Here is a 12,972-nt window from a genome sequence, read left to right on the forward strand (position 1 = left end):
TTGAATCGTTCTTTGGTTAGTATCCTAATTCGGCATTGGCCGTCTGCAACTCCGGATTGGCCGAGAGCTCGGCTTCGGGAATCGGCAGGTAGGCGTATTTCGGATCGACGTCGCAACCCTCCTGCACGCCGCCCTTCCACTGCCACTGGTAGCCCGACGTGTAGCGGCCGAAACGGATCAGGTCCGTGCGGCGCTGGCACTCCATGTAGAATTCACGCAGGCGCTCGTCGCAGAGGAAATCGAGCGTGAGGTCGGCATCGGCGATGTTTCCCGTCTGGCTGCCTCCGTAGGCGCGGGTCCGCACCTGGTTCACCAGCCTCAACGCCTCGGGGCGTGTGGCCCCCTCGCCGCCCCGGACGACGGCCTCGGCCAGCATCAGATAGACGTCTGCCAGCCGGAAGACCGGGAAGTCGGTGTTCGCGCCGCCTCCGTCGCTGCACAGACTGGCGCTCTCGCCGCCGTCCGTGAGGTTCGTCCATTTGCAGACGCGCCAGCCCGTCTCCACGTTGTCGTGCGAGGCGATGTCCTTCTCGCGGTCCCGGTAGACATACTCCGTATCTCCGGCCTTTTCGTAATAGCCCTCCGCCAGATAGCTCTCCCGGTCGGCATAGGGCTGACGGTCGTGGGAGATGAACAAGGCCCGCTTGTCACCGCTCTCGAACCGGTCGACCAGATCGGGCCGGGCCCGCAGGCAGTCCCAGGCTCCGGAATCCTTCGTGCCGTAGACCTTCTCGTAGTCGGCGAAATTTTGAAGCACCGAACCGCAGGTGATGAACGTCGTGGCATCCCACGTCGTCGTGTGGGTTCCGTCGCAGGCCAGCGCGAAGATGATCTCGTTGGTGCGCAGGTGGTTGTCGGCATTGAAGAGCTTCGCGTAGTCGCTTTCCAGCGAGTAGCCCTCCTTCATCACCTCGTGGCAGGCGGCGATGCACTCCGTCCAGTAGGACTGGCCGGTGTAGACCTCGCCGTTGAGGTAGAGGCGTGCCAGCAGCGCCCAGGCGGCACCGCGGTTGGCGTGTCCGTAGTTGGTCGTGGGCAGCTCGTCGGCGAACGACCGCAGCTCACCGGTCAGGTAGTCGAACATCTGCCGGCGGTCGTAGATCGTCGGGATGTAGGAGCCCACGGGGTCCTTCTCCGTGATGAACGACATCTTCGCGTAGAAGTCCAGCGCGTGGGAGTAGGCCCAGGCGCGCAGGAACCGCGCCTCGTTGCGGCAGGTGACGATCCGGGTGCGGTCGGCTTCGGAGTAGCCGGCGATCCGGTCGTCCGAGGCGTTGCGGATCAGCTCGTTGCACATGGCCACGATGTTGTAGATGTGGTAGTACATGGCCGAGACCCAGGGGTCGCCCGCGCTCCACGAGAGATTGTTGATGTCGGTCAGGCTCTCGCCGGCCAGCCACACGTCGTCGAGGGCGTCGGTCGAGCAGTCCTGGAACATCCACAGCACGCGCAGGTAGTTCTGGCTGCGGGTCTCCGACGAGACGCTGCTGATGCGCTGGATCATCGCGGCGTAGATGCCCGAGAGTACCGCCTGATAGTTGTCGGCGCTCGTGTAGACGTCCTTCGAGGTGGTGTCCGTATGCGGATACTGGTCCAGGTCGCCCACGCACGAGACGGCGCCGGTCAGCAGCAGGGCGGAAAGAGCTATGGTATGAAAGATTCGTTTCATGGTTTTCATCGGTTTAGAAGGTAAGGCCCACACTCAACGAGAAGATCCGGGGTCGGGGATAGAAACTTTGGTCGATGCCGCCCGAGATTTCGGGGTCGACGCCCGTATAGTTCGTGATGGTGAAGACGTTCTGCACCATGAACGACAGGCTCAGACCCACCGTGTCGTGGAACAGGCGTCCGAAGTCATACCCGAGGATCAGGTTGTCCATTTTCAGGAACGAGGCGTTTTCGACGTAGTAGTCGGAGTAGATCTGGCGCGTCTTGAAGCCCGTGTCGAGGTAGCTCGTCGAGAGGTTGTAGAGCTGCGAAACGGCATATTTCATCGTTTCCAGCGCTCCGTTGTTGGCCGCCGTGGCGTTGTAGGCATAGTTGCCCAGGCTGGCGCGCAGCGACGTGGAGAAGGTCAGCCGTTTCCAGCGCAGCGACGTGCTGAATCCCAGCATCAGGTCCGGCGACGGCGAGTGGTAGAAGTAACGGTCGTCGATGTTGATCTGTCCGTCGCCGTTCAGATCGGCATACACCCCTTCGAGCGGCCGTCCGTTCTCGTCGTAGACCTGTTTGTAGACGTAGAAGGCGTAGGGAGTCTGTCCCACGGCGAAGGCCTGCACCTGCTTGGCGTCGATCTCGGCGCCGACGAGCGTCGGGGCCACCTCGGCGCCTTCGACCAGCGAGAGGTTCGTGATCTCGACCCGCTGCCAGGTCAGGTTGGCCGAGAGGTTCCATGTCCAGTCCTTCGTGTCGACGGGTACGGCGTTGAGGTTGACCTCCACGCCCTTGCTGTCGACATTTCCGACGTTCGTGGTGATCGTCCGCGTGAAGTTCGTGCCGGCGGCCGTGGGGACCGTGGCCAGCAGGTCGCTCGTCTGCCGGGTGTAGTAGTCGACGCTTCCCGACAGGCGGTTGTTGAAGAACCCGAAGTCGAGTCCGGCGTTCCACGAGCGGGTGGTCTCCCACGTCAGGTCGGAGACGTAGGCGCCGGGTTGCAGGTAGCTGCCGTAGTTGCCGTACCCGCCGACGATGTACTGGGAGTTGGTGCCCGACGAGGGGTAGTAGACGGGCAGATAGCCGTAGTTGCCGATACCGTCCTGCTGTCCCGTCACACCGTATGAAACGCGGAGTTTCAGGTCGCTGACCGTCTTGCTCCGGCGCAGGAACGACTCCTGCGAGAGCCGCCAGGCAAGGGCCACCGAGGGGAACGTGCCCCAGCGCTGATCCTTGGCGAAACGCGACGAGGCGTCGCGGCGCACGGTGGCCGTCAGCAGGTAGCGGGAGTCGTACGCGTAGTTCAGGCGTCCGTAGTAGGAGAGCAGCACGTGGCGCTGATCGCCGGCCTTCCATGCCGAGTTGAGGCTCTCGCCCGCGGCGTTGTAGCTGTCGCCGGCGGCCGTCGTGGCCTTCCAGTACTGGTAGTCGTAACCGAACGTGGCGTCGATGGTCGACCGGATCGAGGCGATCTCCTTGTTGTAGTTCAGGTAGGCCGTGAAGAGCCGGTTGACGTTCCTGTTGGGTCCGACGGGCGTATGGAGACCGCCCGTGCGGTAGTTCGAGGCCGCTTCGGCCGGGACGTAGTTCGAACTTTTACCCGTGGCATAGTCGTAGCCGACGGTCATGTGCAGTTTCAGGTCCGGCAGGAAGTGCATGCGGTAATCCATGTCGAGGTTGCCGATGAAGCGCTTCACGTTGTCGTGGTAGTCCGTCTGGTTGAGCAGACCCACGGGGTTCACCAGTGCATTGGGGTTGGGCACGCCGTCGGTGACGACCTCCGTATATCCGCCGAAGGCGTCGCTGCCCGAACGGATCGGTTGCGTGGGATCGGCCACCGTGGCGTTGTAGATCGCCGACGAGGCCGGGGCGTAGCGGTTGCGGTTGATGGCGCCCTTGGCGCTGATGTTGAATTTCAGGTAGTTGTCGAAGAACGACGGGCTCAACGTCACGTTCCCCGTATAGCGGGTGGCGTTGTCGGTCAGCACGATGCCGTCCTGGTTGTAGTAGCCCACCGAGACACGGAACGGGAAGTTCGGCGTGAAGCGACCGGCCACGCTGAGGTTGTTGTCCGTGCCGAAGGCCGTGCGGTAGATGGCGTCGTTCCAGTCCGTGCGGGCGTCACCCAGCAGGTCGCCCGCGCCGATCGACCGGGCCGTATTCACGAAATCGCCGTAGGAGAGCATCTCGGCCGTCCGGGTCCGTTGTTGCAGGGAGAGGGTGGTCGAGAAGTTGATTTTCAGACGGTCGCTGCCCGAGCCCTTCTTGGTGGTGATCATGATGACGCCGTTCGAGGCGCGCGATCCGTAGATGGCCGTCGACGAGGCGTCCTTCAGGACGGTCATCGACTCGATGTCCCCGGGGTTGATCAGGCTCAAAAAATTGGCGTCGATGCCGCTCATGCCGCCCGTTTCGAGGGGCACGCCGTCCAGGACGATCAACGGATCGTTCGAGGCGTTCAGCGAGGCGCCGCCGCGGATGCGGATCGTGCTTCCCGAGGTCGGGGAGCCGCCGCCCGAGAGGATCTGCACGCCCGAGACCTTGCCGTTGATGAGCTGTTCGGGCGAGGAGATGAGTCCTTCGTTGAAATCCTTGCTGCTTACCGAAGCCACCGAGCCTGTCAGGTCATTCTTTTTCTGCACGCCATAGCCGATCACCACGACCTCTTCGAGGCTCTGGGCGTCGGTGCGCAGCGTGATGTTCATGACTTCGGCGGTGATGTCGAGCGTCTGCGAGACATAACCCACATAGGAGACGATCAGTTGCGCGGCCGTCGCCGGGACATCCAGCCGATAGGCTCCGTTCAGGTCCGTGGCGGTACCCACGGTGGTGCCGACCACCTGGACCGTGGCGCCGATCAGCGGCAATCCCGATTCGTCGGTGACGATTCCGCCGACTTTTTTCGTCCCCTGGGCGGATACGCCTGTCGGTTGGAGCAGAACCGCGGCAAGCAACAGACACAGGCAGCGCCACATGGATTTGCGCATTCCGCCCCTGGGCCGCGGCGGAACGGATAGAAGCGATGCCATCGAATGGGTCATCCATGCGATGAGTTTAGGTTCAGTCATACTTTGTGACTTTTGGTTAGTAAATAGGTCGGACGCGCCGATCGTCCATATCGGGCGTCATTGCAAAAGTACCGACCCCGGACGAGTCCGCATCGCACAAACAAGACAAATCATGCAACATACGGGACATCGCCCCACCCCGGCAGACCCGGCAAGGGCCTATTTCTCACTCGGATCGGAGTACTGGCTCGGCTTGCAGCCGTACTGGGCGATGAAGCACCGGGTAAAGTATGACGGCGTGCCGAATCCCACCATGTAGGCGATTTCGGCGATGGTGAACTTGTGCTGCGACAGCAGGACAACGGCCTTCTTCATCCGGATCTGGCGGATGTATTCGACCGGGGTGACGCCCGCATATTTCTTGATCAGCCGGCCGAGCTGCTTGTTCCCGATGCCGGTCTTTTCACAAAGGGCCTTGACGTTCAGTTCCGTGTCGTCGATATGCTCCTCGATCGTGCGGGTCACCAGATCGAGCAGCCGTTCGCTGCCCGATTCTGCGACGATCGGTGCCACGGATGTGATCTGCTCGATGCGCAGCGACTCCCGGACCGCATTTTTCGCGTGCAGCCGCTGTTCCACCAGAGCCCGCAGCAGGGGTGCCTCGAAGGGCTTCGCGACGAACGTGTCGATGCCGAGCCGGGCGGCCTGCGTCTCCGTTTCGTTGTCCTCGCGGGCCGTCACCATGATGATGGGAATCGATGCGAAGGCCGGCATCGCCTTGATGCGCCGGCACATCTCCATCCCCGACATGACGGGCATCATCTCGTCGGTCAGGATCAGTTCCGGGCGGAAGGTCGGCAGCAGGGCGAGACCCGCCCGGCCGTTCGAGGCGATCTGACACTCGCAGCACTCCGAAAGGATATCCTGAATGAGTTCGGCAACGGCCCGGTTGTCCTCGACGATGAGAATCCGGGGCTTCGCCGGATCCGGATTCTCGGTGTGGGGCGGAGCCGCGGCGGCCTCGGACGTCTCATAGGGGAGCCGGACGGTGAAGGTCGTTCCCATGTTCTCGCAGCTCTCGACGCCGATCTCTCCGCCGTGCATCTCGACGTAGCGTTTGACCAGATAGAGCCCGATGCCGGTTCCGTTCTTCATCTCGGCGGTCCGCGACGAGCGGAACAGCCGCTGGAAGATCAGCTGCTGCTCCCCGGCGGGGATTCCCATGCCGTCGTCCGATACGCGGATTTCGATCGAACGGCCGATCCGTCGGATGGAGCATCCGATCGTGGCGTCCTCCTTCGAGTACTTGCACGCATTGGAGATGAGGTTGTTGAAGACGGACTCCATCTTCACGACATCCCACTCGGCCGTCAGGGGTTCGTTGTCGGCCGTGAAGACGAAATGCACCGAGGGCCACGCCTCCGCGTAGGAGTCGAAGATGCTCCGGCAGAACTCCGTGACATCGACCCGCGAACGGATGACGGGAGCCTCCGTTTCGAGGTCCACGCGGTCGATCTCGACGGTCTTGTGGACCATTTCGTTGATCCGGACGGCATTCTTGTGGATCACGTCGAGCGTGTGGCGCATCTTCTTGTCCGAGACCTCCTCGCGCAGTTGGCTGACCGGGCCGAGGATCATCGAAAGCGGGGTTTTCAACTCGTGCGAGATGTTGGTCAGAAACTCCATCTTGTGGCGGATGCTGGTCAGCGTATGGTCGCGTTCGCGCTGTTCGAGGCGCCGGCGGTCCCGGCGGCGCAGCAGGATGATCGTCGAGAGCGTCGCGCCGCCCAGCACGAGGAGGTAGGCGCAGATGGCGTACCAGCGCGCATACCACGGAGCCTGGACCTTGATTTGCAGCGAGATCGGGGTCGCTCCGGCGGCGTAATGCCTGATGAGCAGTTTGTACGTGCCGGACGACAGGTGCGGAACGGACAGGGTGTTCTCCCCCGGCGGCAGCACGACGTAATCGTCCGTAACCCCGGGGATATGGTATGCGTAGCGATAGCTCTTTACGGGGTTGCAGTCGAGCGAGCTCAATTCGATTTTCACCTCGTCGGCCGCGGATTTGAGTGTAATGCGCGACAGCCCGCTCCCTGCGGGGAAGGGGGCAGCGGAGACCTTCCCGTCGACGAGTACCCGCATGATGTTCACGCTCTTTTCCCGGATGTCGTTGACGATCCATTCGGGGTTGACCTGGATGATCTCGTCGGCGCTTCCCAGCAGGACGCTGCCGTCCGCGGGGTCGAGGTAGATGGAGGCGTACGACCGGTCGGGCAGGGGCAGCAGATCGACTTCGCCCGTGTCGGTGTCCAGCGTCCAGACGCCCGTCGTGGTCACGATCCACAACTCGGCGCCGACCTTTTCCAGATCGATGATGTTGTCGCTTCCCGATTCTCCGGTCGGGAGCCGGTACACGCGGGTCTGCGTCATCTCCGGCGACACCCGCAGGAGCTTGTCGGTCGCTCCCACCCAGACCACGTCGTCCGGGTCGATGTAGAGCGTGTTGGGGTAGTTGCCGGTCAGCTCTTTCACGTTGATGCGCTGCTGACCGCCGTCATCGAGCCGGATCAGGGAGTCGTCCCGGAACAGGATGGCCCACACGACCCCCCCCCGGCGGTCCGAGACGATCCGGTTGACCAGATTGTTGGGCAGCCCCGTCTCCGTATTGACCGCCCGCCGGGCCCGGTACGCCTCGCCGGCTTTCAGCGCCGCGGGATCCACGGCCATGATGCCGCCCATGTAACTGCCCACCCAGAGGTGCGCCTCCGCATCCTCGACGATGCTGTAACACCAGTTGGCGTTGTATCTCCCGCCGGCATCCTCGATGTGGAAACTCTCGAAACGGCGGCGGCGTTTGTCGAAACGGTTCAATCCGCCGTCGGTTGCCACCCAGATCGTTCCGCGGCGGTCCTGAAAGATGTCGCGGATGCGGTTGTGCGACAGTCCGCTGTTTGCGTTGCCGGGCAGGAACCATTCGCTTCCTTCGTCCGCCACGCGAATGATGCCGTTGGGGCCGCCCAGCCACAGGGCTCCGTCCGCATCGCGCAGCATTGAGGAGATCTGATTGCCGTCGCCGCGTCCGGTCAGGGCGCTCAACTGAATGATGTTCAGTCCGGAGGTCGTGTTGGTGATCGAAAGCCCCGTATCCGTTCCGGCAAGCAGGTTGCCTTCGGCGTCGACCATCAGCGACCAGATGATGTTGTTGGCAATGGAGCCCGGAATCCGTGAATCGTGCCGGTACAGCGTTGTCTCCTGCTCATTCAGGAGATAGAGCCCGTTGTCGGTTCCGGCCAGCATGCCGTCGGTGCAGAGCCGCAGCGATTTGACGGAATTGCCCCTCAACCGTTCGTCCACGACGCGCTGCGCCGACAGGTCATAGGAGAGCAGACTGCCTTCGGTGCCGGCATGGAGCACCCGCTTGTCGGTGTCGAGGGCAAGCGCATTGACGAAAATCGAGGATTTGTCGGCTCCCCGGTATTTCAGTTCGATGGGTTCGACCCGGTTTTCGGCGAGGTCGTACCGGCACAGCCCGCGATAGGTCCCGACATAGAGGTCGCCCCGGTCGTACAAAAGGGCATACACCGCATCATGGGGCAGATCCAGGCGGCATTTCCGCAATTCGTTCGTCAGGAAGTCGTATTCGTACAGCCCGGAGAGGGCTCCGATCCACAATCGGTTGCCTTCGGAGGTCATGGCGCGGATCTCGGAGGGGTTGTCATCGGCAACCGGATATCGTACCGCACCCGATCGGGTGTCGAGGATCTGCAACCCGTTGTTCGTGCCGAGATAGAGCCTCCCGTTGCGGGCTTCGACCCCGTGGATCTGGCAACCGGGGAATCCGTTGTCCGGACCATACCCGTATATTTTGTACCCGTCATAACCGAACAGTCCGTAGTCGGTTCCCAGCCAGATCAATCCGTTTCCGGCGCGGGTGATGGCATGGACGGCCATGGGCATGTTCCCGACGGGGATATTTTTCCAGAGGAGATGTTCCGAAGCCGGCGTCGGGATCCATGAGAGGAGGGGGAATAGGAGGGTTAAAAGTCTTTTCATGATGCCATCTTGAAAGGAAGCGACTGCGCAGGCACTTCGACCTGTGTTGGCAGGAGCCTGTACGCGCAGGCTAAAAAAGAGGACGAATCCGAAAATTCGCCCTCCGCAGTCGCCTTGTGCGGATAAAGGTACTCCGATACAATAGAAACCTATCTGTATATCAGAATATTAAGCGAACTTTCAAGGCTTGGTTGTCGCCTTGCCCACCGGTTTTCTGCGCTGCGTTGCATCGCGTCAGTATCTTCCTGTCAGACAATGCAAAAGTAGTAAAAATCCCGGAATCCTCCAAATGCGGAAAATTTTGCGGAAGCAGTCTGTATTTTGCTCTTTCTGTACGGCCTATCGTTCCCGTTATTGGGTCGGCACGACTTAAAAACCGAGCATCCGACGGCGGTAGTCGAACGTTTGCCTGTATTGCTTTTTCAGCTCCTTCGAAAGGAACGAACGTTCCAGCAATTCATAGGTTAAAGGCTGGTCGGACAGGAACAGTTCGATTTCTTTCCTTACCACCTTTTCCGGAAGCCCGATACGTCGGCCGAACTCCTCAAAGTCGGTGCGCCGAATGGTGCGGGTGTCCGAGAAGGCCATACCCTCTCTGAATAACCCCTTGTCGAGGGCGAATATCCGGGGCTCCCGCAGTTGCAGCGCTGTATTGACGAGGTCATAGGCCGGGGAGAGCCGATACTCCCCATTGTGTTCAATCAGGGAAAAGTTTTTCAGATGGGCATCATCGTTCGACGTAACGAAATTGAACAGGATGAGCCGGAAGAACCGTTGGATATCGACCAATGCTGCTTTAACATAGCGGTGGATGATCCCGGCACACTCTTCGTAACTGGCCTTGTCGTATTTGTAGTTGGCTCCTGCGTTGTCTTTGGTATATCCCAACAGAGCCGCGAAATCCTCCTGCTTGTATTTTCCCCGGTTATGTACATCGAACCGGCGCGTAATATATGCCGGTTCTTCGTTGTCGAAAAAACACAGGCCATTGGCTGCCGTCTCGATGCCGTATACTTGAGAAGCAATCTGCATCGTTACATGCTCATTGGCCGCGCAATACTCCCGATTGATGATGTGATAGCTGGTGGGCCGGGGTTTCAGAATGAACAGTCCCTGCTCCCGTTCACGGGTATACCGCAGCGTATCAAACACGTCTATGACAACCGAGAATTTGGGCTGTGCCCCCGAGAGCGATATGCGTCCCACGTTTCTGATGGCGTCAAGGGCTTCCGGCGAATCCGCATCCGGGCTGGGCCCCGCAAAGATATGTGATACCTCCCGACCGTCGAACAGCGCCTTCCGTGCCGCTGGCGAGTAGGTGTCGTATCCCTTTTGCAGGGTTGACGGGCAGACGTTCAGTTTTGTCATGGCTCAATCGGTTTTACGGTAATGGCACCTACGGTGTCGAACTGACAGGTGGCCAGCAGGATGCCGAAATCGTCCTCGGCATCTATGTGGAGCAGTTGGGACTGGATCTGCCGATTCTCTCCTTCGGAGAGCATGTTTGCAAATACGGGGAAGAGTACGTTCGAACGGTAGGGCTCGGCCTGGAGCGGAAGCGTCAGACTGACAGGTCCGCTCTTTTCGTTGAGCAGATAGGCCTTGTCGTAGGTGAAACAAAACGTGCGATTGTCCTCTTCGGTCAAAACTCCGGCTTTTATTCCGTGCAGGTAGACTTCACACCGTCTCATGGTTCAAATCCTTTAATTGAGCAACCAGTTGCAACCCGAGCACGTTGCATATTGCGAGCAGGGAGGTCATCCGCGGATTGCCCGCCCCCCGTTCCACGGCAACGACCGTATTGATGCTTACTCCGGCCAAATCGGCCAACTCCTGTTGCTTGATCTTCAACAGGTGCCGACGCTCCTTGATTTGTTTGCCCAATACGTCCATATTCGTATTATATTGTGATTTTATGCAAAAATAATGTTTTATATTGGTAAAAACAATTTATATTCACATTATATTGTGAATATGGCGCTTTTGTTATGGATTCTGGCAAGATGCGTATATAAATCACAATATATTGAGATTTCGGAGATGGAAGGCGATGAGGTGATTCTTGTTTTTGATGTTGTGTAATCTCGTTTTGTTTATATTTGTCTGTCGGTATCGGCGAATTATGGAATGGGTTAAGTCTATGAAAAAGGGGTGCATATCAGAATATCGGTCAGAGTCTGCGACTTCGGATCGGCCAAAACAGCATGACATGGAACAAGATTACCGGTTGGCAGTCTTGTCGGCAGCCATTCGGGCTGGAGAAGCAAGTGGCGAGGCAATCGGATTCGATCCCCAACAGCATTTACTGCGGCAGAAGGAGCAACGATCGAGGTAACTATGCCGGTAGTTTATTAGAGATTTACAGAATTCCAGATTTCTGTAAATCTCTAAATCCAGGATCGGATACCGTGCTGGATGAGAATGGGGGAAAAGCACCCGTAACGCCGCTGAAAGCATCCAGCCTGGGAGATGACGCCTCCTTGAAAAAGGTCGAGACCATTCTGGCAAGTTCCCCGGAGAAGTTCAACTCTGCCAATCTTCATAAAATGATATTACATCATGTTGAGGAGGTGCTGATCGAGGCGCCATCCGAAGAGGAGTTGTGCAAACGTCTGAAAACCCATCACATCGATTTGTTCCTGCGCCGAAATGATCAAAACCGAATCACCGGCATCACATTCATCGATCACGAGAATCGCTGTGTGCTCAATGGTTACCGACTCGGGAAAGAGTATTCGGCAAACGCCTTCAATGAAAGATTCAGCGCCGTAAAGAAGACACGAGAAACCAGTCGCCAAGTCAAGAAAGAATCGAATATCAAACTCAAAAAACGATAAGTTGAGACATCGTTATAGTTTAATCGATTCCCATGGAAGTCTTATGGAACAAATCTAAAGGATCAGTAGGCTTTTTGATACTGTTCCCAAAAGTGTGTCTGGAGAAGGATAAATAAAAAAGTCTACAGATTTTTTAGATTTGTATAGGGAATCAACAAAAAACTAAAAAAGAGTAGACTTATGGTGTTGACAAAGGAACAACTTTCCGAATTAATATGCAAACATTCGGAGCGGGAAAATGGTCTTCAGGATCTGTTGGAAATCTTGTTGGAGAGTATGATGGTCTCGGAGCGCCGGGAATATCTCCGGGAAAACTCCGCATCAAGGAGTAAATGCAATGGCTTGGGGCATAGTTTCGGTCATGGTCGTACGCTGACGTTCCGGATACCCCGTGATCGCTACGGGAATTTTCATCCCCGGATTCTGGCGATCCTTCGCCATCAGGAAGATGAATGCGAACGCCTTGCGGGAACGCTTTACACGAAAGGTCTTACGCAGGAACAGGTTGGCGAGGTATTCCAGGATATCTATGGTGAGCACTATAGCAAGGCGAGCATTTCGCGGATGCTGGACTACCTCCGAGAAGATGTCTCGCAATGGCTCACGCGCTCTCTGGAGGCTTATTATCCGATCGTCTTCATCGATTGCGTACACATGAAGATCCACCGCAAGCGGAGCGTAGAAACAGAAGCTTTCTATGTAGTGCTCGCCGTGCGTGAAGACAAGCGGCGCGAGGTGTTGGGGATCTTCAATAAGCCCACGGAAAGCGCCCTGGGCTGGGGCGAGATGCTCGCAGAACTGCATGAACGAGGCGTTCGGAAGATCGGCCTGGTGTGTGCTGACGGGCTGAAGGGTCTGGAGGATATCATCAGTGCGATCTTTCCCGGAACCCCGCTGCAACGCTGTACGACGCACTTGAAACGCAATCTGCTGAGCTGCGTGCGCAACGGCGACAAGGGAGAGCTGGCCGAGGATCTGCGACAGGTCTTCCGTACGGGGGATCGCAGCTATACGGTGGAGAGAGCCTGGGAACAATGGCAGGCGCTCTGTGAGAAATGGGGTCAGGATTATCGCAGTTTTCGACGACGGGCGGAGGATCCGGCCTACAAAGCCTACTTCACCTATCTGAACTACGAGGCAAGGATTCAGTCGATGATCTACACGACGAACTGGATCGAACGTCTGCAGAAGGATTTTCGACGGGTTACACGCATGCGGGGAGCCATGCCCAGCGAGGAGTCGGTACTGCTGCTGATGGGTAAAACGGCCATGGATAAGAAATCCTATCTGAGGCCGGTGCCGCGATACTGTTCCCAAAAGTGTGTCTGGAGAAGGATAAATGAAAAAGTCTACAGATTTTTTAGATTTGTATAGGGAATCAACAAAAAACTAAAAAAGAGTAGACTTATGGTGTTGACAAA

The 12,972-nt window shown here is 58.2% G+C and carries 8 protein-coding genes; 2 read left to right on the forward strand and 6 right to left on the reverse strand.

Annotated elements, in window-relative coordinates; all coding sequences use genetic code 11:
- Positions 1-16: 16 nt before the first annotated feature.
- From B5G16_RS10085 to B5G16_RS10110, 6 genes are all read right to left on the reverse strand, one after another.
- Positions 17-1,669, reverse strand: coding sequence for a RagB/SusD family nutrient uptake outer membrane protein (locus tag B5G16_RS10085; RefSeq protein ID WP_087263617.1), 1,653 nt, complete (start codon positions 1,667-1,669; stop codon positions 17-19).
- A 13-nt stretch (positions 1,670-1,682) separates the two neighbouring features.
- Positions 1,683-4,628: a SusC/RagA family TonB-linked outer membrane protein gene (locus B5G16_RS10090; RefSeq protein ID WP_442856545.1), complete on the reverse strand. Its 2,946-nt coding sequence runs from the start codon at positions 4,626-4,628 to the stop codon at positions 1,683-1,685.
- A 252-nt stretch (positions 4,629-4,880) separates the two neighbouring features.
- Entirely contained in the window at positions 4,881-8,714 is a 3,834-nt protein-coding gene (locus B5G16_RS10095; protein ID WP_087263619.1) for a two-component regulator propeller domain-containing protein, read from the reverse strand.
- A gap of 369 nt (positions 8,715-9,083) precedes the next feature.
- The gene (locus B5G16_RS10100) at positions 9,084-10,082 is read right to left on the reverse strand and encodes a HipA domain-containing protein (protein WP_087263620.1); all 999 of its coding nucleotides are present in this window, start codon (positions 10,080-10,082) and stop codon (positions 9,084-9,086) included.
- Positions 10,079-10,405 (reverse strand): HipA N-terminal domain-containing protein, encoded by a 327-nt coding sequence (locus tag B5G16_RS10105; RefSeq protein WP_087263621.1) that lies wholly within the window; start codon positions 10,403-10,405, stop codon positions 10,079-10,081. Before B5G16_RS10105 ends, B5G16_RS10100 begins: the two co-directional genes overlap by 4 nt.
- Positions 10,392-10,607, reverse strand: coding sequence for a helix-turn-helix domain-containing protein (locus tag B5G16_RS10110; RefSeq protein WP_087263622.1), 216 nt, complete (start codon positions 10,605-10,607; stop codon positions 10,392-10,394). The genes B5G16_RS10105 and B5G16_RS10110 overlap by 14 nt, the downstream gene beginning before the upstream one ends.
- Positions 10,608-10,918: 311 nt before the next feature.
- On the opposite strand from B5G16_RS10110, the gene B5G16_RS12780 reads away from it, so the two are divergent.
- Complete coding sequence (locus tag B5G16_RS12780; protein WP_087263623.1) at positions 10,919-11,551, forward strand: hypothetical protein; 633 nt, start codon at positions 10,919-10,921, stop codon at positions 11,549-11,551.
- 180 nt (positions 11,552-11,731) lie between these two features.
- Positions 11,732-12,925: an IS256 family transposase gene (locus tag B5G16_RS10120; RefSeq protein ID WP_239406082.1), complete on the forward strand. Its 1,194-nt coding sequence runs from the start codon at positions 11,732-11,734 to the stop codon at positions 12,923-12,925.
- The last annotated feature ends 47 nt before the right edge of the window (positions 12,926-12,972 follow it).

The sequence above is a fragment of the Alistipes sp. An66 genome, from assembly GCF_002161445.1.
Classification (GTDB): Bacteria; Bacteroidota; Bacteroidia; order Bacteroidales; family Rikenellaceae; genus Alistipes; species Alistipes cottocaccae.

Excerpts from the sequence above, each read along its gene's own strand:
- B5G16_RS10090 (WP_442856545.1), bottom strand. The coding sequence starts at position 4,628 with ATGTGGCGCTGCCTGTGTCTGTTGCTTGCCGCGGTTCTGCTCCAACCG.
- B5G16_RS10085 (WP_087263617.1), bottom strand. The coding sequence starts at position 1,669 with ATGAAACGAATCTTTCATACCATAGCTCTTTCCGCCCTGCTGCTGACC.
- B5G16_RS10100 (WP_087263620.1), bottom strand. The coding sequence starts at position 10,082 with ATGACAAAACTGAACGTCTGCCCGTCAACCCTGCAAAAGGGATACGAC.
- B5G16_RS12780 (WP_087263623.1), top strand. The coding sequence starts at position 10,919 with ATGACATGGAACAAGATTACCGGTTGGCAGTCTTGTCGGCAGCCATTC.
- B5G16_RS10095 (WP_087263619.1), bottom strand. The coding sequence starts at position 8,714 with ATGAAAAGACTTTTAACCCTCCTATTCCCCCTCCTCTCATGGATCCCG.
- B5G16_RS10120 (WP_239406082.1), top strand. The coding sequence starts at position 11,732 with ATGGTGTTGACAAAGGAACAACTTTCCGAATTAATATGCAAACATTCG.
- B5G16_RS10105 (WP_087263621.1), bottom strand. The coding sequence starts at position 10,405 with ATGAGACGGTGTGAAGTCTACCTGCACGGAATAAAAGCCGGAGTTTTG.
- B5G16_RS10110 (WP_087263622.1), bottom strand. The coding sequence starts at position 10,607 with ATGGACGTATTGGGCAAACAAATCAAGGAGCGTCGGCACCTGTTGAAG.